We start from the raw sequence: 17,126 nt of genomic DNA, 5'->3' as shown, positions 1-17,126 counted from the left end.
TGCCATTCGAACTCCCACGGCGCGGCCTTGGATGTTTTTGGCCAGGGGCGGTGGCGCAAGCCTATTCCAGCACGGTGAAGCCTTGTGCCTGAAAGAAAGGCGCGGCCTCTGGCGATCTGACGAAGTCGAGATAGGCAGCCGCATCCGGGCTCGCGCTGTCGGCGGTGATCGCGATCGGATAGATGATTGGGGGATGGCTGTCTTCCGGGAAAGTCCCGACCATTTCCACACCGGGATCGGCCGCCGCGTCGGTCTGATAAACGATGCCATAGGGCGCTTCGCCGCGCGAAACGAGCAGAAGGGCGGCGCGCACGCTTTCAGAGCCGGCGACCCTGTCGGAAACCATCGGCCAGAGGCCGAGATTTTCGAGCGCCGCCTTGCCGTATTTGCCGGCGGGGACCGAATCGACCGCGCCCATGGCCAGGCGCCCATTACCGAGGAGGCCGGCGAGGTCGAGGCCGGCCTTGATGTCCACCGGGCCGGCGTCCGCGTTGGCGGAAACGAGGACGAGCCGATTGCCGAGCAGGTTTGATCGGCTATCGGCCTTGATGAGGTTCTTCTCGGCCAGATAATCCATCCAGGCAAGATCGGCCGAGATGAAGATATCGGCCGGCGCTCCCTGTTCGATCTGCTTGGCGAGCGCAGAGCTCGCCGCATAGGAAGCGGTCACGTCACCCTCCGTTAGCCTCTTCCATTCGGCATTGACCGCATCGAGCGCGCTCTTCAGGCTCGCCGCAGCGAATATCGTCACCCTCTCGGCCGCGCTGACTGGGGTGAAGCCCGCGCCGGAGAGAACAAGACCAAGCGCCAGCGCCAGTCTCGTTAACCAGTCCCTGCGTCCCATCATCAGTATCCTTGCTCTGTGTCCCGCGATATTCCTGAGTATATAACGCTCCGTCTTCTGTTAGCGCTATATCGGGAGAAATACAATGCTCGTGGATGAGGCAAGCAAAGCAGTGAACCGACGCGGTAAAATTGCGGGTGAATGCTTGTGCCGGGTGCCAACGTGGCTAAATTCTTGGGCCGAACGAGGAGTTGGGCGCCCATGGATGCGACGATCAAGCTGGAAGAAAGCTGGAAGGCGGCCTTGGCGCCGGAGTTCCGGCATGGCTATATGGCCGATCTCAAGCGCTTCCTCATTGAGCAGAGGCACCAAGGCCGACAGATATTCCCGAAGGGCAGCGAGTATTTCCGGGCGCTCGACCTGACACCGCTCGGCCGGGTGCGGGTGGTCATCCTCGGTCAGGACCCCTACCACGGCGAGGGCCAGGCGCATGGGCTCTGCTTCAGCGTCCTACCCGGCGTGCGCATCCCGCCATCGCTCGTCAATATCTATAAGGAACTCGAGGTCGACCTCGGTATTCCGCCGGCGCGGCACGGCTTCCTCGAAAGCTGGGCGCGCCAGGGCGTGCTCCTCCTGAACGCGGTGCTGACGGTCGAACGCGGCCGGGCGGCTTCGCATCAGGGCCGGGGCTGGGAGCGCTTCACCGACGCGGTCATTCGCATCATCAATGACCAGCAACAGCCCGTCGTCTTCATGCTCTGGGGTTCCTATGCTCAGAAGAAGGCAGCCTTCGTCGATCGCTCCCGCCACCTCGTCCTGACGGCGCCGCATCCCTCGCCGCTCTCGGCGCATTCCGGCTTCTTCGGCTGCCGGCATTTCTCGAAGGCCAATGCCTTTCTGACCGCGAAGGCACTCGATCCGATCGATTGGCGGCTGCCGGACAATCCGCCCCTCAGAGCTGATCCGTAACGGGGCGTCCCGTTCTGGCGCTCCCATGCGCCCTTCTGTCGCGGCCGGGCTTGCGTCGGCAGCCCGGATCCGCCAAAGACCGACGGGCGTACAAGCGGGAGAGACGGCATGCGGCATATCCTGATCATCGGTATCGGCGCGGGCAATCCCGAACACATCACCGTCCAGGCGATCAATGCGCTGAACCGGGCCGACGTGCTCTTCATCCCCACCAAGGGCGCGAAGAAGGCGGAGCTTGCCGAAGTGCGCCGCGATATTTGCGCCCTCTATGTCACCCGGCCTGACAGCCGCACGGTCGAGTTCGCCGTGCCGGTGCGCCGCACCGAAGGGCGGAGTTACACGGAAAGCGTCGACGAGTGGCATGCCAGCATCGCGGTGACCTATGAGGAACTGCTCGAACGCGAACTCTCGGAGGGGCAGATCGGCGCTTTCCTCGTCTGGGGCGATCCCATGCTCTACGACAGCACGATCCGCATCGTCGAACGGGTGCGGATGCGGGGACGTGTCCCATTCGGTTTCGATGTCATTCCGGGCATCACCAGTCTGCAGGCGCTCTGCGCCAGCCACCGCATTCCCCTCAACCTCGTCGGAAAACCGGTCGAGATCACCACCGGCCGCCAGCTTGTCGAGAGTTTTCCGGAGAAAACCGCGACGGCGGCGGTGATGCTCGACGGGGAACAGGCGTTCCACAAGATCGAGGACCCTGAGGCGGAAATCTATTGGGGCGCCTATCTCGGCACTCCGGACGAGATCGTCATCTCCGGGCGCCTTGATGAGGTAAAGGATGAAATCCTGAGGACGCGCGCGGAGGCGCGGGAGCGTATGGGCTGGATCATGGATATCTATCTCCTGCGCAGGGGCGCCGATTTCGACGACTGACGAGGCAGCGCGCGCGGGGGTCGCTATTGCCGCGCGTTTGATCTCTCTCAAGGCGCGGGCCTGTGATATAGGGTCGATCAAAGGCACAATGGCGGAGATGCCGGGGCGCAGCCTCGGGGGGAGATTGACTGGAGCGATGACGAACTATGCCGTGACCAAGCCGAACCCCTCGCTGCGCCGCGGCGCATGTCCGTCGCTGGCAAGCCCGATGCAGACCGGCGACGGTCTGCTGGTGCGCCTGCGTCCCGCCGGCTCGCTCGCGCCGACGGATATGCGCAAGATCGCGACGCTCGCGGGGCGCTTCGGCAATGGCCTCATCGAGGTGACGGCCCGCGGCAACCTGCAAATTCGCGGGCTGACGGCCTTGGCCGTTGCGCCGCTCGCCTCGGCTATTGCCGAAGCCGGGATTGCGATTTCCGACGGCGTCACGCTGGAGATGCCGCCGCTTGCCGGTTTCGATCCGGAGGAAATCGCCGATCCACGGCCGCTTGGCGCTCAATTGCGCGCGGCGATCGCCAATCACCAGCCGGCGCTGGCGCTCGCGCCGAAATTGTCGATCGTCGTCGATGGCGGCGGGCGCTTCCATTTAAAGGAGGTTTCCGGCGACCTGCGGCTCGACGCACTCGACGGAGAGGGTGGCGGCCGCTGGCGGCTGTCGGTCGGCGGCACGGTCCGCTCGGCGCGTCCGGTCGCTCTGCTCGCATCCGAGCAGAGCCTTCCTGCGGTCATGGAGGTCCTCGCGGAACTGAACTCCCTTGGACCAAGCGCGCGGGGCCGCGATCTCGACGCTGATCGCATCCGGCAGCGCCTGCCCGATGCGGCATCGACGGCGGTGCTCGACGGGCATGCGCCCTGGCTGCCGGCGGGCATCCACGACTTCGGCGACGGCCGCATCGTGCTCGGCCTCGGTCTTGCCTATGGGCAGGCGGAGGCGAGCACACTCATCGCTTTGATGAACGGGGCGGAGGAGATGGGCGCGACGGAGATACGGCTTTCGCCGCGGCATGGCTTGCTGGTGCTTGGTCTGTCCCGTGAAGCGGCAACCCGTGTGCAAGGCCTGGCGTCCACCCAGGGCCTGCTGGTCTCGCCCGATGATCCGCGCAACCATATCGCCGCCTGCGCCGGCCGCGCCTGCGCCTCTGCGCTGATGGACACGAAAGCGGTGGCAAGGCTCTTGGCGGAGGCGGGCGGCGACCTGCTCGACGGCTCGCTCGCGGTCCACCTGTCGGGCTGTGCCAAGGGGTGCGCGAGGCCGACGGCCTCTCCGTTGACACTCGTCGGTGCGCCATCAGGATATGCGCTTGTCGTAAATGGTACGGCTTCCGTCGCGCCGAGCGCCTACACGAATGAAAATGGAATAGGGTCGGCGCTGGCGCGTCTCAATGGGCTGGTGCGGGAGAACAAAGGCGCTGGCGAATCGGCACGCTCCTGTCTTACACGGCTCGGGAGCGGGCCGATCGCCGCAGCGTTTGAACAGGGATAGCAATGCCTGATTATGATTATATCCGCGATGGCAACGCCATTTATGAGCGTTCCTTTGCGATCATTCGCGCCGAGGCCGATCTTTCCGGCTTTTCGGAAGAGGAAGCGGATCTCGCAGTCCGCATGGTGCATGCTTGCGGCTCTGTCGAGGCGGCGCGCCAATTCGTCTTCTCGCCGGACTTCGTTTCCGCCGCGCGCACGGCGTTGAAAAATGGCGCGCCGATCTTCTGCGACGCGGAAATGGTGGCGCATGGCGTAACGAGGGCCCGCCTGCCGGCTGGCAATGACGTCATCTGCACGTTGCGCGATCCGCGCACGCCAGAGCTTGCGGCCGGAATTGGCAACACGCGCTCGGCGGCGGCGCTGAAACTCTGGCGCGAGCGGATGGCCGGCTCGGTGGTCGCCATCGGCAATGCGCCGACGGCGCTGTTCTATCTGCTCGAACTGCTCAGCGACGGCGCACCCAAGCCGGCCGCGATCCTCGGAATGCCGGTCGGCTTCGTCGGCGCGGCGGAATCGAAGGATGCGCTTGCCGAGAACTCTTACGGCGTGCCCTTTGCCATCGTTCGTGGCCGCCTCGGCGGTAGCGCGATGACGGCGGCCGCACTCAACGCACTCGCGAGGCCGGGTCTGTGAGCGGGGTGGGTGCAGGCAGGCTCATAGGTGTCGGCACCGGACCGGGCGATCCGGAGCTCCTGACCGTGAAGGCAGTGCGGGCGCTCGGCGAGGCAGACGTCGTCGCCTATTTCGCCAAGGCCGGGCGCAGCGGCAATGGCCGCGCCGTGGTCGAGGGGCTGCTGAAGCCGAATCTCGTCGAGTTGCCGCTCTATTACCCGGTGACGACCGAGATCGACAAGGACGACGCGGCGTATAAGGGCCAGATCACCGCTTTCTACAATGCCTCCGCGGAAGCGGTCGCGTTGCATCTGCGGGCAGGGCGGACCGTCGCCGTGCTGAGCGAGGGCGACCCGCTCTTCTACGGTTCCTATATGCACTTGCATGTGCGGCTTGCCGACCGCTTTCCGGTCGAAGTCATTCCCGGCATAACCGCCATGTCGGGTTGCTGGTCGCTGGCCGGCCTGCCGCTGGTACAGGGTGACGACGTCCTCTCAGTGCTTCCCGGCACAATGGGCGAGGCCGAGCTCCAGCGCCGTCTTGCGGACACTGAAGCGGCCGTCATCATGAAAGTCGGTCGCAACCTGCCGAAGATCCGTCGCGCCCTTGCGGCCGCAGGTCGACTGAAGGCCGCCGTCTATGTCGAGCGCGGCACGATGAAAAACGCGGCAATGATCCCGCTTAACGAGAAGCCGGACGACGCGGCACCCTATTTCTCGCTGGTGCTCGTGCCCGGTTGGAAGGACAAGCCCTGCTCGATCGAGACTGTCCAGGAGGCAAGGGCATGAGCGGCAAACTCTTCATCGTCGGCACCGGTCCCGGTAAGCCGTCACAGATGACGCCGGAAACGCGGGAAGCGATCGCGGCTGCGACCGAGTTCTTCGGCTACGGACCATATCTGGATCGGTTGGACCTTCGCTCCGACCAGGTCCGCATTGCCTCCGACAATCGCGAGGAGCTCGACCGGGCCCAGGCCGCGCTCGCGCGCGCGGCCGCCGGTGCGAATGTCTGCGTCGTCTCCGGCGGCGATCCTGGTATCTTCGCCATGGCGGCCGCGGTCTGCGAGGCGGTCGACAAAGGCCCACCGGAGTGGCGACAGGTCGATCTCGTGGTCACGCCGGGTGTGACGGCAATGCTCGCGGTGGCCGCGCGCATCGGCGCGCCGCTCGGTCATGACTTCTGCGCCATGTCGCTGTCGGACAACCTGAAACCCTGGGACGTCATCACCCGGCGTTTGAGGCTCACCGCCGAGGCAGGGCTGGTGATCGCCCTCTATAACCCGATCAGCAAGGCGCGTCCCTGGCAACTCGGCGAGGCTTTCGAGGTCCTGCGCAATGTGCTACCGGCCAGCGTGCCGGTCATTTTCGGCCGGGCTGCCGGCCGGCCGGACGAGCGCATCACGGTCATGCCACTCGGCGAGGCCGATGCAAACCGCGCCGACATGGCGACCTGCGTGATCATCGGATCGCCCGAGACCCGGATGATCGCCCGCGAAGGCAGGCCGGATCTCGTCTACACGCCCCGATCCTTTTTAGGGGAAAGCCATTGATGGATGCGTTCGAGCGCCTCGTCGCACGTGCTTACTGCGGGCACATCGGCGGGCGCGTGGCGCTCGACCATCACCACTTCGAGCCCGAGCGTGCGGGCGGCGGCGATTTTGCCGTAGGTCGCGCCGCCGCCGCTGTTCTTGGCGACGACGACGTCGATTTCTTGATCACGGAAGAGCTTCACCTCCTTTGCTTCCGCAAAGGGGCCGCTGGCGAGAATCGGCGTCACGTCCGGCAGGTCGAGCGGCGGCGTGACGGGGTCGACGCTGCGCAGGACATAGCTGTGCTGCGGAGCCTTTTCGAAATGGAACGCCTCTTGCCGGCCGATCGCCAGGAAGACGCGGCGCGGAACATCGCCGAGCGCGGCCACCGCCTCGGGAATGCTCTGCACTTGAGTCCAGCGATCGCCGGGCACTGCTATCCAGGCAGGGCGGCACAGCGCAAGAATCGGCGTCCCGCTTGCCTCCGCTGCCGTGGCGGCATTGTGCGAGATGCGGGCGGCAAAGGGATGGGTCGCGTCGACGAGCAGGGAAATCTCTTCGGACATCAGCCAGGCGGCGAGCCCTTCCGCGCCGCCGAAGCCGCCGATGCGCGTCGGCAGCGGTTGCGGGCGGGGGTCGGCCGTGCGCCCGGCAAGCGAGATTGCTGCCGCGTAGCGCCCATTGTCCGCGAGACGCTCGGCAAGCTGCCGCGCTTCGGTGGTTCCACCAAGGATCAGAATGCGAGGTCTGCCCGTGGCTGACATGTCGAATAGCGTCTCGGCCATGGCCGCTCCCTGGATTACTATTATCGGTATCGGCGAGGATGGTGTAACCGGTCTCGGCGACCGGGCCAAGCAGGCCATTGCGACGGCGCCGGTCGTTTTCGGCGGCGCCCGCCATCTGGAGCTCGCGGCATCGCTGATCAAGGGCGAATGCCAGGTCTGGCAGAGCCCCTTTGAAAGATCGGTCGAGGCGATCGTGGCGCGGCGCGGCAGCCCCGTCGTCGTGCTTGCCTCGGGGGATCCATTTCTCTACGGCGTTGGAGCAACGCTTGCCCGGCGCGTCGACCCGAGCGAGATCCGAACAATTCCGGCACCCTCGGCCTTCAGCCTGGCTGCATCGCGCCTCGGCTGGGCTCTGCAGGACGTCACGACCGTGTCGCTGCACGGCCGCCCGCTCGACCTCGTCCGGCCGCATCTGCAGCCCGGGGCCCGGGTGCTGGCGCTGACATCGGACGGAAGTGGCCCGCGGGCGCTTGCCGAGCTCCTTACCGAAAGCGGATTGGGCCAGTCCCGGATTGTCGTGCTGGAAGCGCTGGGAGGCGCGCGTGAGCGGATTTCGCGGCAGGTCGCCGCCGATTTCGCGCTCGAGGACATTCATTCCCTGAATCTCTGCGCGATCGAAGTGATTGGCGCGGCTTGCGCGCGCGTGCTGCCGCTCGCCTGCGGTCGCGACGACGCCCTGTTCGAGCATGACGGCCAGATCACCAAGCGCGAGGTGCGGGCGCTGACGCTTTCGGCGCTTGCCCCGCGCAGGGGCGAGCTTCTCTGGGATATCGGCGCCGGCTCCGGATCGGTCTCCATTGAATGGATGCTGAGCGACCCGGCCATGCGGGCAATCGCCATCGAGGCATCGCCGGAGCGGGCGGCGCGGATCGGCCGCAACGCCGCAAGCTTCGGCGTACCGGGGCTTCTCGTCGTCGAAGGCCAGGCGCCGGGGGCGCTGCGGGATCTGCCGGAGCCCGATGCGATCTTCATCGGCGGCGGCGGCAGCGAGCCGGGAGTTATGGGTACGGCGATCGCTGCGCTTCCGCCCGGCGGCAGGCTCGTCGCCAATGCGGTGACGACGGAAATGGAAGCGGTGCTTCTCGCACATCACGCGCGGCTTGGCGGATCGCTGATCCGCGTCGATGTCGCGCGCGCCTCGCCGGTGGGGACCATGACGGGGTGGCGGCCGGCGATGCCCGTCACGCAATGGTCGTGGACCAGGACCTGAGCAGAATAGTTCAAGAGGAATAGATCATGACCGTTCATTTCATCGGCGCCGGTCCGGGCGCGGCGGACCTCATCACGGTCCGGGGCAGGGATCTGATCGCCCGTTGCCCCGTGTGCCTCTATGCCGGTTCGATCGTTTCGCCGGAGCTCCTGCAATATTGCCCTCCCGGTGCGCGCATCGTCGATACGGCGCCGATGTCCCTCGACGAAATCGAGGCGGAATATGTTCGCGCCGCATCGGCCGGCGAGGATGTCGCGCGGCTGCATTCGGGCGATCTCTCGGTGTGGAGCGCGGTTGCCGAGCAGATCCGGCGGCTTCAAAAGCACGACATTGCCTATAGCATGACGCCCGGCGTGCCGTCCTTTGCCGCCGCTGCAGCAGCGCTCGGCCGCGAGCTGACGATCCCGGAGATTGCTCAAAGCCTTGTCCTGACGCGCGTCTCAGGCCGCGCCTCGCCAATGCCGACGCGTGAGACGCTGGCGGGCTTCGGTGCCACCGGTTCGACGCTGGCGATCCATCTCGCGATCCACGCGCTCGACCGCGTCGTCGACGAATTGAGGCCGCTCTATGGCGCCGATTGCCCGGTAGCGATCATCGTCAAGGCCTCCTGGCCGGATGAACGAGTCCTGCGCGGCACGCTCGGCGATATCGCCGCCAAGGTTGCTGCCGAGCCGATCGAGCGCACCGCGCTGATCTTCGTCGGACCGGGGCTCGAGGCATTGGATTTCCGCGAGAGTTCGCTCTACGATCCGGCCTACCAGCGCCGCTTCCGCGGGCGCGAATGAAGGCGGGGATCAGGATGCGTAATGCGTCCGCAAAAGGGTGAGGCGCGCCGGCTAGACCCTGGTCTGCTGGATTCCCGGGATATCGCCAATCTGCTCGGCGAGAAACTCGACCAGAAGCCGGACCCGAGCGATGCCCGCTCGTTCCGGAACGATCAGCATGCTCAGCGGTACAGGCGGCAGTGAATAGGCGGGTAGGACAGCCTCGAGCCGACCCGCGGCCAGTAGATCGCCGACGAGCCAATGATGCGCGGGCGCGATGCCGCGCCCGGCGACGAGCGCTTCCCGTGCGGCGAGCCCATGATCGACTCGCAGTCGTCCTCCGAAGGGCACCATATGATGCTGGCCATCCGGTCCCCGCAAGGCCAGCGTATCGCTGCCCGCGACGTTGGACATCCGAATGCCTTCGTGCCGAGAAAGGTGCTGCGGCAGAAGCGGCCTGCCTCGATCCGCCAGATAGGCCGGCGCCGCCACCAGTAGACGCCGGCTTCGGCCAAGAGCCCTGAGTTTCATGGAACTGTCAGCGAGCGGACCCAGGCGAAGTGCGATATCGACACCCTCCCGCACCAGGTCGACGCGTTCGTCTGTGAGGCTGAGGTCAGCGCCGATATCCGGGTAGCGGTCCTGAAAGGCGAAGATCAGCCGGCTGACATGCAGGACGCCGAAAGCGGCCGTACAGGAAATCCGGATCGTGCCAGCCGTCGCACCGCCCGTGCCCCGTGCCTGTTCGGCGGCCTGCTCCACGAGGCGCAGGATCTCGACGCTGTTGGCATAATAGCGGCTGCCTTCATCGGTCATCGTGACCCGCCGCGTGGTCCTGCTGAGCAAGGGCACGCCGATCGCTTCCTCGAGCTCGCGCAAATGCCGCGTGACGGTCGACTGGCCGATCCCGAGTTCGCGCGCAACCGCCGACAAGCTTCCGCGTTCGGCGACGCGGACGAACGTGCGCATGCGCTCAAGCGTGATGTCTGATTTATCCATTTTTCGGCACAATAATATGCATTCTCGACAGGTAGCGGATTATTCGAATGCTGGCTACCTAGATCGAACAACTGTCACCAGGAGACTGCCCCATGAAAGTACTGCTTGTCTTTGCCCATCCCGATCCGCGCTCGCTAAACGCGGCGCTCCGCGACGTCGCGCTCAAGGATCTCGAAGCCCAAGGACACGAGGTGCGGATGTCGGACCTCTATGCCGACGGATGGAAATCGGAGGTCGATCGCGCCGATTTTCCGCTGCTGGCGCCAGACGCGCGACTCATACCGGTCGCGGCCTCGAAGGAGGCCTTTCATGCGAAGGCACTGACCGAAGATGTCAGCGCAGAGATCGAGAAGCTTCTATGGGCCGACGTTCTGATCCTCCAGTTCCCGCTCTGGTGGTTCACCATGCCGGCGATCCTCAAGGGCTGGGTCGACCGGGTCTTCGCCTACGGCTTTGCCTATGGCGTCGGCGAACATAGCGACAAGCGCTGGGGCGACCGCTACGGCGAAGGGACCTTGGCTGGCAAGCGCGCGATGCTGATCGTGACGGCTGGCGGCTGGGAGGAGCACTATTCCGCCCGTGGGGTCAACGGGCCGATCGAAGACCTGCTGTTCCCCATCAATCACGGCATCCTCTATTATCCCGGCTATGACGTGCTTCCCCCCTTCGTCGCCTATCGCGTCGATCGTCTCGATAAGGCAGGTTTCGACGTCTTGGCCGAGCGCCTGCGCGAGCGGATGAGGACGCTCGCGACCACCCCGCCCATTCCCTATCGGCAGCAGAATGGGGGAGACTATCTGATCCCAACCATGCAGCTCCGTCCCGGACTGACCGATGCGGCTGCGACCGGCTTCGCGCTCCATCTGGACGATTCGCGAGAGGCGCTTCGTCAGGCCGGCGAGTAGCTCGGACGGCTATTGCGCATCCGGTGGAGATATCGGCCTTGGCTTCCGGGGAACGTCCTGCGGCTTCTCGAAGCGGTGGCGGTAAAGGGAGGCCTGGCCAAGCAGCATCAGCGTCACGGGCGTGGTCACCGTGATGAAGACGATGATCAGCGCTTCGTGGAATATCCAGCGGCTCTGCAGCACCGCGAAGCAGAGCATCGAGGCGAAGCAAACGAGAATCGTGCCGCCGCTCGTCGTGATCGTCGGCGCGTGCAGGCGGTCGTAGAAGGTCGGAAGGCGCAACAGGCCGATCGAGCCGATCAGCGTCATTGCCGCGCCGAGGAGCAAAAGACCGCAGACGGCAATCGCCGCCCAGGCAGGCAGATCGGTGAGGTGGCTCATTCGATAATCTCCCCGCGCATGAGAAATTTCGCGAAGGCGATCGACGAAACGAAACCGAGCAGCGCGATGATGAGTGCCGTCTCGAAATAGACCGTGTTGGCCGTGCGAACGCCAAAGGCAACGAGCATCAGCATGGCATTGATGTAGAGCGTGTCCAGGCCGAGGACGCGGTCCTGGGCGTGTGGCCCCTTGATGATCCGGTAGAGGGCGAAGGCCATGGCGAGCGCGAGCATGACCTGGGCGAGCAGGATGGACCAGAGGATTGCCAGCTCCGTCATCGGAATATCTCCTTCAGCGATGCCTCGTAGCGCGCAAGCGTTTGCCGCCAAGCATAGGCGTTGTCCATGTCGAGGATGTGGAAGAGCAGCTTCTTCTCGCGCCGATCGTGTTCCAGCCAGGCCGTGCCCGGCGTCGCCGTCAGGATACAGGCAAGCAGCGCCAGCGCGTTCTCGTCCTCGATATCCAGATCGACGGAGATGAAGCCGGATTTCACCGGCTGCCGCCGCGATCGCAGGATGATGCGTGCCACTGCGATATTCGAGCGGGCAATATCGGCGATGACGTGAAGAGCGAAGCTTGCGAAATGGCCGAGGCGGCGCAGATGCGACCGCGGCGGCTGCAGCTTCAGCAATACCCAGGCGAGAATCGTACTGAGGATAATACCGACGAGAATCGTTCCCGGTGCCACAGATTGGTTCAGCAACAGCCACATGAGGAGAAGCGCGGTCGACAGCAGCGGGTAGGGAAACCAGGCGCGCATCGGCTATCGGTCTCCGGCCCTGGGTGCGGAAAGGACCCGCTCTTTGTAGAGGCCCGGGGTAAGAAGGTCGCCGACCGTCTCCTGCATGTAACGCATGGCAGGGGCCGGATGGAAGCTCAGGAAGAGGCAGGCGGCAAGCAGGACCAGGACGGGCGTGATCTCGATGATGACGACGCGCGGGATGGTGCCTTCGATCGAGGCCCAGAAGGTGCGGATGCCGATGCGGTTCATGGCGATCATGGCTGCGAGCCCGGAGAGTATGATTAGCGTTACATAGGTCCAGTCGGCGGCCGAGAGGGCTCTTGCCGGGTCCGCCGCCGGCATTCCGAAGAGGCCCTGGAGGAGTGCGAATTTGGCGACGAACCCGGAAAGCGGCGGCAGGCCGGACAAGAGCACGGCACAGAGCGAGAAGCAGAGGCCGAGCACGGCCATGGTGCGGGGAATGGCGACGCCCGCTTCCTCTTCCTCCTCGTCCTCATCGAAATCGCCATAGGCCTCCATCGTCACCGCCAGAACGTCGGCTGCGGCATCGCGGCCGCGCTCGACGAGCTCGATCAGCAGGAAGAAGGCGGCGATGGTCAGCGTCGAACTGACGAGGTAGAAGAGCGCGCCGGCCAGCATCTCCTCACGCCCGAGCCCGATGGCGGCAAGCAACGTGCCGGAGGAGACGAGGACGGAATAGCCGGCGAGTCGGCCCATCGCCTGCGATGCCAGCACGCCGATGGCGCCGAAGGCGATCGTCGCCACGCCGCCCGCAAGCAGCCAACTCTGGCCGAAGCCGGCCGAGGCGCCCGCCGCGGCGCCGAAGACGAGCAGGTGCAAACGGAGGATGACGTAGATCCCGACCTTCGTCAGTATGGCGAAAATGGCGGCGGCGGGTGGCGTTGCCGCGGCATAGGCTGTCGGCAGCCAGAAGCCAAGCGGCCACATGCCCGCTTTTACCAGGAATGCGATGCCGAGAAGGGCGGCGCCTGTTTCGACGAGCATCCTGCTTTCGGGGGTCAGCGCTGGGAGCTTCGTCGCGAGATCGGCCATGTTGAGCGTGCCGGTGGTGCCGTAGATCAGGCTGACGCCGATCAGGAAAAGCGAGGAGGCGGCAAGATTGATGGCGATGTAGTGCAATCCCGCCTTCACCCGCAGCGGGCCGGAGCCGTGCAGCAGGAGACCGTAGGACGCTGCGAGCATCATTTCGAAGAAAACGAAGAGATTGAAGAGGTCGCCTGTCAGGAAAGCGCCGTTGAGGCCGGCCAGCAGAAGCTGGATGAGGGAATGGAAGTGATGTCCGGCCGTATGCCAGCGCGCCATGGAATAGACCTGGGCGGCTAGCGCAAGGCCGCTCGTCAGGCACAACATGAGCGCCGAGAGCCGATCGACAACGAGAACGATGCCGAAGGGCGCCGGCCAGTTGCCGGGCTGGTAGACGCCGGAGCCCGGCAGGCTGTCTTCGCCCGCTGCCGCAAGGCGCATGAGGATCATCGCCACGATGAAGACGACGAATGTCGAGACAATGCCGATGGAACCTTTGAGGGTCCGCTCGCGCTCATTGATCGGGACCAACGCGGCCGCAACCGCGAGCGGCGCGAGAATTGGCAGGATCGACAGATGGTGCAGCCACTCAGTCACCGCGCTGCTCCCTGCCGTCGACGTGGTCGGTGCCGGTGAAGCCGCGCGAGGCGAGAATCACCACGAGAAACAGGGCGGTCATGGCAAAGCCGATGACGATAGCGGTCAGCACCAGCGCCTGCGGCACGGGATCCGTGTAGCGTGCCAGATCGCCGACGCCGCCCGGGTCGAGAATGGGCGGGGCATTCACCCGCAGCCGCCCCATGCCGAAGATGAAGAGATTGACCGCGTAGGAAAGTAGCGAAAGCCCGATGATGACCTGATAGGTTCGCGGTCGCAACAGCAGATAGACGCCTGACGCGGTCAGTGCTCCGATGCCGGCGGAGAGGATGAGTTCCATTACTGGGCCGCCTCCCTCGCGGTGCGCGCGGGTCTCGCATGGGCGCGCGGTGCGCGGACGGACTGGTGTGCCAGCGCGATGAGCATCAGCACCGTGGCGCCGAGTACGAGCGAAAAGACACCCAGGTCAAAAAGGATGGCGCTCGCCAGCGGCACCTTGCCGATGATCGGAAGCGTCGCATATTGCGAATGCGACGTCAGGAACGGATAGCCGAACACCCAGGAGCCGATGCCGGTGCCGGCCGCGACCAGGAGGCCGATGCTCATCCAGCGGAGCGGATGGATGCGCAGCCGCTCCTCGACCCAGCGCGTGCCGCCGGACATGTATTGCAGGAGAAAGCCGATCGACAGGGCGATCCCCGCGGCAAAGCCGCCGCCCGGCAGGTCGTGACCCCGCAGGAAGAGATAGGCGGCGAGCATTCCGATGACCGGGAACATCCAGCGCATGATCGCGGAGGGAATGTGGAGGTATTCGGCTATGCTGTCGCCGGCGCTTCGATCCGGATGGTCGTCGTCAAAGGCGTTCTGCACCCGTTGCTGCAGCGGGATATCCTGGTTGTCCAAGTGCGGGCGGAAACGCAGGAGCAGCGCGAAGACCGTCAGTGCGACGATACAGAGAACGGCGATTTCGCCCAGCGTGTCGAAGCCGCGGAAGTCGACCAGGATGACGTTGACGACATTGGTGCCGCCGCCTTCGCTATAGGCGCGCTCGAGGAAGTAACTGGCGATGGACTCGGATGCGGGCTGCGTCATCACGCGATAGGCGATGAGGCTCATCCCGCCGCCGGCGGCAAGCGCAAGCAGAAAGTCGCGCAGACGCCGGAAGCGAACCTTAAGTGGAATATCCTCCGACTCCGGTTCCTGGATCCGTTTCGGCAGCCAACGCAATCCGAGCAGGATGAGCACGGTCGTGACGATCTCGACGAGAAGCTGGGTAACCGCCAGGTCCGGTGCGGAGAGCCAGACGAAGGTGACGCAGGTGATGAGCCCAGCACCGCCGAGCAGCACGAGCGCGAACAGGCGGTGGAATTTTGCCTGGTAGGCCGCGCCGACGGCGCAGGCAATGCCGATCCCCCAGAGCAGGGCGAAGGCCGGGTCGATGCCGCGTATCATCAGGGGCGGCAACTCGAAACCGCGGAGGAAAAGCGGGAATGCGGCCGCCGAGACCGCGAGAAAAACGAGGAGCAACATCTGCGGTTGCAGCCGCCGTGTACCAAACCTCTGTTCGAGCCAGCGCGCCCATTTCCATGAAAGCGTCACCAGCACGCGCTCGAATATGCGCTGTCCTTCGAGCAGCCGGAAGACCGGCGGCCCCTCGATCCCGGTTGCGAGATAGGAGCGCATCAGGAAGTAAAGACCGACGCCGCCCGAAAGCGCCACGAAACTCATGATCAGCGGGACGTTCCAGCCGTGCCAGACGGCCAGGCTGTAGTCCGGCGTCCTGTCCCCGAGGATCGAAACGACGGCCGTGTGCAGGAAAGGACCGATCGTTCGGCCAGGAAGAATGCCGACGACCAGGCAGGCGAGCACCAGGAACTCGATCGGTGCCCGCATCCAGCGCGGTGGCTCGTGCGGCTTCTTCGGCAGATCCGCAGGCGGATCACCAAAGAAGACGCTGTGGATGAAGCGCAGCGAGTAGGTAACGGCGAACATGCCCGCAATCGTCGCGACATAGGGCGTCGCCGTATCGAGCGTATTGACGAGATGCGTCTCGATCGCCTCGGCGAAGAACATCTCCTTCGACAGGAAGCCGTTCAGCAACGGCACGCCGGCCATTGCGGCGCTGGCGACCATGGCGAGCGTCGCCGTGATCGGCATGTAGCGGAAGAGGCCGCTCAGCCTGCGCATGTCGCGCGTGCCGGTCTCATGGTCGATGATGCCGGCCGCCATGAACAAGGACGCCTTGAAGGTGGCATGATTGACGATGTGGAAGACGGCGGCGACCGCCGCGATCGGGCTGCCGAGGCTGAGCAGTACGGTGATCAGCCCGAGATGGCTGATGGTCGAATAGGCAAGCAGGCCCTTCAGATCCTGCTGGAAGATGGCGAAATAGGCGCCGAGCAACAGCGTCGACAGGCCCGCAAGGCCGACGATCCAAAACCAGGCTTCCGTGCCTGCCATGACCGGCCAGAGCCGCGCAAGCAGAAAGACGCCGGCCTTCACCATGGTTGCCGAGTGCAGGTAGGCGGAAACCGGTGTCGGCGCGGCCATGGCGTGCGGCAGCCAAAAATGAAACGGGAACTGTGCGCTCTTCGTCAGCGCGCCGAAGAGGATGAGGATCAGGATCGGCAGGTATAGCGGATCATTGCGGATCGCATTGCCGGAGGCGAGCACCGCATCGAGCTCGTAGCTGCCGACCACGCATCCGATGAGCAGCAGGCCGATCAGCATGGAGAGGCCGCCCATCGCGGTCATCGTCAGTGCGATGCGGGCGCCGTCGCGCGCATGGGCGTTGTGGTGCCAATAGCCGATCAGCAGGAAGGAAACGATGCTCGTCAATTCCCAGAAGACGGCGAGCAGGATCAGGTTGCCGGAAAGCACGACGCCAAGCATCGAGCCCATGAAGGCGAGGAACAGCGAGAAGAAGCGGGGGACGGGGTCTTCGGCCGCCATGTAATAGCGTGCATAAAGCACGACGAGAACGCCGATGGCGGTGATCAGCGTCGCAAAAAGCCAGGCGAAGCCGTCCATGCGCAATGTGAGGTTCAGACCGAGCTCTGGGATCCAATCGAGTTCGAAACGAAGCACGCCGCCCGCGGTGACCAAAGGGTAGAGACCAGCCGCCAGCAGAAAACAGACGAGCGCAATGGCGCCGGCGAACCAGGCCGTGGCGCCGCGTTGATCGGACGGGAAGAAGAGTACGAGGAGACTCCCCCCGAAAGGGGCGAGAAGAAAGATGAAAAGCAATTTCTCCGCGTATTCGATCGTTCGACTCCTGACTGCCTGTGTTTGGGATTGGGTCCTGGTGCGCGATAACATCGTCGCCGAAGCGGCCGACGAAGGCAATGCCCGGACCGTCGTCCGATCGGCAAACGCATATGTTTTTATGGCTTTTTTCAGTCGGCTGCGCAGCCCGCCGGAGAGAAATAGCCGGCGCCTGTAG

General features: G+C 64.8%; 19 protein-coding genes. 10 read left to right on the top strand and 9 right to left on the bottom strand.

Translation table 11 applies throughout. From position 1 onward, the window contains the following. Positions 1-61 precede the first annotated feature (61 nt). On the bottom strand, positions 62-847 hold the full coding sequence (gene modA, locus EKH55_RS13995) for a molybdate ABC transporter substrate-binding protein (RefSeq protein ID WP_151611624.1): 786 nt from the start codon (positions 845-847) through the stop codon (positions 62-64). Positions 848-1,045: 198 nt separating this feature from the next. On the opposite strand from modA, the gene ung reads away from it, so the two are divergent. The 6 genes from ung to EKH55_RS13965 all read left to right on the top strand — a co-directional run bounded on the left by ung (position 1,046) and on the right by EKH55_RS13965 (position 6,278). Then, positions 1,046-1,753: a uracil-DNA glycosylase gene (gene ung, locus EKH55_RS13990; RefSeq protein WP_069459034.1), complete on the top strand. Its 708-nt coding sequence runs from the start codon at positions 1,046-1,048 to the stop codon at positions 1,751-1,753. 108 nt (positions 1,754-1,861) lie between these two features. Then, a complete protein-coding gene (cobF, locus tag EKH55_RS13985; protein ID WP_151611623.1) occupies positions 1,862-2,632 on the top strand; it encodes a precorrin-6A synthase (deacetylating) in 771 nt (256 codons plus the stop codon). A 136-nt stretch (positions 2,633-2,768) separates the two neighbouring features. Beyond that, positions 2,769-4,115, top strand: a complete 1,347-nt coding sequence (gene cobG / locus EKH55_RS13980) for a precorrin-3B synthase (protein WP_069459036.1) — start codon at positions 2,769-2,771, stop codon at positions 4,113-4,115. Between the two features lie 2 nt (positions 4,116-4,117). Next, entirely contained in the window at positions 4,118-4,750 is a 633-nt protein-coding gene (locus EKH55_RS13975; protein WP_069459037.1) for a precorrin-8X methylmutase, read from the top strand. Beyond that, positions 4,747-5,517, top strand: a complete 771-nt coding sequence (locus EKH55_RS13970; RefSeq protein WP_069459038.1) for a precorrin-2 C(20)-methyltransferase — start codon at positions 4,747-4,749, stop codon at positions 5,515-5,517. Before EKH55_RS13975 ends, EKH55_RS13970 begins: the two co-directional genes overlap by 4 nt. Beyond that, positions 5,514-6,278: a precorrin-3B C(17)-methyltransferase gene (locus EKH55_RS13965; protein WP_069459039.1), complete on the top strand. Its 765-nt coding sequence runs from the start codon at positions 5,514-5,516 to the stop codon at positions 6,276-6,278. The genes EKH55_RS13970 and EKH55_RS13965 overlap by 4 nt, the downstream gene beginning before the upstream one ends. Here the strand turns inward: EKH55_RS13965 and EKH55_RS13960 are convergent. Then, positions 6,242-7,042: a cobalt-precorrin-6A reductase gene (locus EKH55_RS13960; RefSeq protein ID WP_069459300.1), complete on the bottom strand. Its 801-nt coding sequence runs from the start codon at positions 7,040-7,042 to the stop codon at positions 6,242-6,244. The two genes, EKH55_RS13965 and EKH55_RS13960, sit on opposite strands and share 37 nt — an antisense overlap. Between EKH55_RS13960 and EKH55_RS13955 the strand changes: the two genes are divergently transcribed. Both EKH55_RS13955 and cobM read left to right on the top strand, forming a co-directional pair. Continuing rightward, on the top strand, positions 7,020-8,252 hold the full coding sequence (locus EKH55_RS13955; RefSeq protein WP_069459040.1) for a bifunctional cobalt-precorrin-7 (C(5))-methyltransferase/cobalt-precorrin-6B (C(15))-methyltransferase: 1,233 nt from the start codon (positions 7,020-7,022) through the stop codon (positions 8,250-8,252). The two genes, EKH55_RS13960 and EKH55_RS13955, sit on opposite strands and share 23 nt — an antisense overlap. A 26-nt stretch (positions 8,253-8,278) precedes the next feature. Next, positions 8,279-9,037: a precorrin-4 C(11)-methyltransferase gene (gene cobM, locus EKH55_RS13950; RefSeq protein WP_151611622.1), complete on the top strand. Its 759-nt coding sequence runs from the start codon at positions 8,279-8,281 to the stop codon at positions 9,035-9,037. A 51-nt stretch (positions 9,038-9,088) separates the two neighbouring features. On the opposite strand, the gene EKH55_RS13945 is transcribed toward cobM, so the two are convergent. Continuing rightward, a complete protein-coding gene (locus EKH55_RS13945) occupies positions 9,089-10,015 on the bottom strand; it encodes a LysR family transcriptional regulator (RefSeq protein ID WP_069459042.1) in 927 nt (308 codons plus the stop codon). 92 nt (positions 10,016-10,107) lie between these two features. Between EKH55_RS13945 and EKH55_RS13940 the strand changes: the two genes are divergently transcribed. Beyond that, positions 10,108-10,920: an NAD(P)H-dependent oxidoreductase gene (locus tag EKH55_RS13940; RefSeq protein WP_151611621.1), complete on the top strand. Its 813-nt coding sequence runs from the start codon at positions 10,108-10,110 to the stop codon at positions 10,918-10,920. Between the two features lie 9 nt (positions 10,921-10,929). Here the strand turns inward: EKH55_RS13940 and mnhG are convergent, their stop codons facing one another. Genes mnhG through EKH55_RS13910 form a run of 6 tightly spaced genes read right to left on the bottom strand, consistent with a single transcriptional unit; the run spans position 10,930 to position 16,948 of the window. Continuing rightward, positions 10,930-11,301 carry a monovalent cation/H(+) antiporter subunit G gene (gene mnhG / locus EKH55_RS13935; protein WP_069459044.1) on the bottom strand — a complete coding sequence of 124 codons (372 nt, stop codon included), beginning with the start codon at positions 11,299-11,301 and terminating at the stop codon, positions 10,930-10,932. After that, positions 11,298-11,579 carry a K+/H+ antiporter subunit F gene (locus tag EKH55_RS13930; RefSeq protein ID WP_069459045.1) on the bottom strand — a complete coding sequence of 94 codons (282 nt, stop codon included), beginning with the start codon at positions 11,577-11,579 and terminating at the stop codon, positions 11,298-11,300. Before EKH55_RS13930 ends, mnhG begins: the two co-directional genes overlap by 4 nt. Further along, positions 11,576-12,061, bottom strand: a complete 486-nt coding sequence (locus EKH55_RS13925) for a Na+/H+ antiporter subunit E (RefSeq protein ID WP_069459046.1) — start codon at positions 12,059-12,061, stop codon at positions 11,576-11,578. The genes EKH55_RS13930 and EKH55_RS13925 overlap by 4 nt, the downstream gene beginning before the upstream one ends. Before the next feature lie 3 nt (positions 12,062-12,064). After that, complete coding sequence (locus EKH55_RS13920; protein WP_069459047.1) at positions 12,065-13,684, bottom strand: monovalent cation/H+ antiporter subunit D; 1,620 nt, start codon at positions 13,682-13,684, stop codon at positions 12,065-12,067. Beyond that, positions 13,677-14,024: a Na+/H+ antiporter subunit C gene (locus tag EKH55_RS13915; protein ID WP_151611620.1), complete on the bottom strand. Its 348-nt coding sequence runs from the start codon at positions 14,022-14,024 to the stop codon at positions 13,677-13,679. The genes EKH55_RS13920 and EKH55_RS13915 overlap by 8 nt, the downstream gene beginning before the upstream one ends. After that, positions 14,024-16,948: a monovalent cation/H+ antiporter subunit A gene (locus tag EKH55_RS13910; protein WP_427915845.1), complete on the bottom strand. Its 2,925-nt coding sequence runs from the start codon at positions 16,946-16,948 to the stop codon at positions 14,024-14,026. The genes EKH55_RS13915 and EKH55_RS13910 overlap by 1 nt, the downstream gene beginning before the upstream one ends. Between EKH55_RS13910 and EKH55_RS13905 the strand changes: the two genes are divergently transcribed. Beyond that, on the top strand, positions 16,920-17,126 hold the full coding sequence (locus EKH55_RS13905; protein ID WP_131820484.1) for a hypothetical protein: 207 nt from the start codon (positions 16,920-16,922) through the stop codon (positions 17,124-17,126). The two genes, EKH55_RS13910 and EKH55_RS13905, sit on opposite strands and share 29 nt — an antisense overlap.

The sequence above is a fragment of the Sinorhizobium alkalisoli genome (assembly GCF_008932245.1).
GTDB classification, from domain to species: domain Bacteria; phylum Pseudomonadota; class Alphaproteobacteria; order Rhizobiales; family Rhizobiaceae; genus Sinorhizobium; species Sinorhizobium alkalisoli.
Note: the sequence above shows the minus strand (reverse complement) of the source record. Positions and strands in the feature narration are given on the sequence as shown.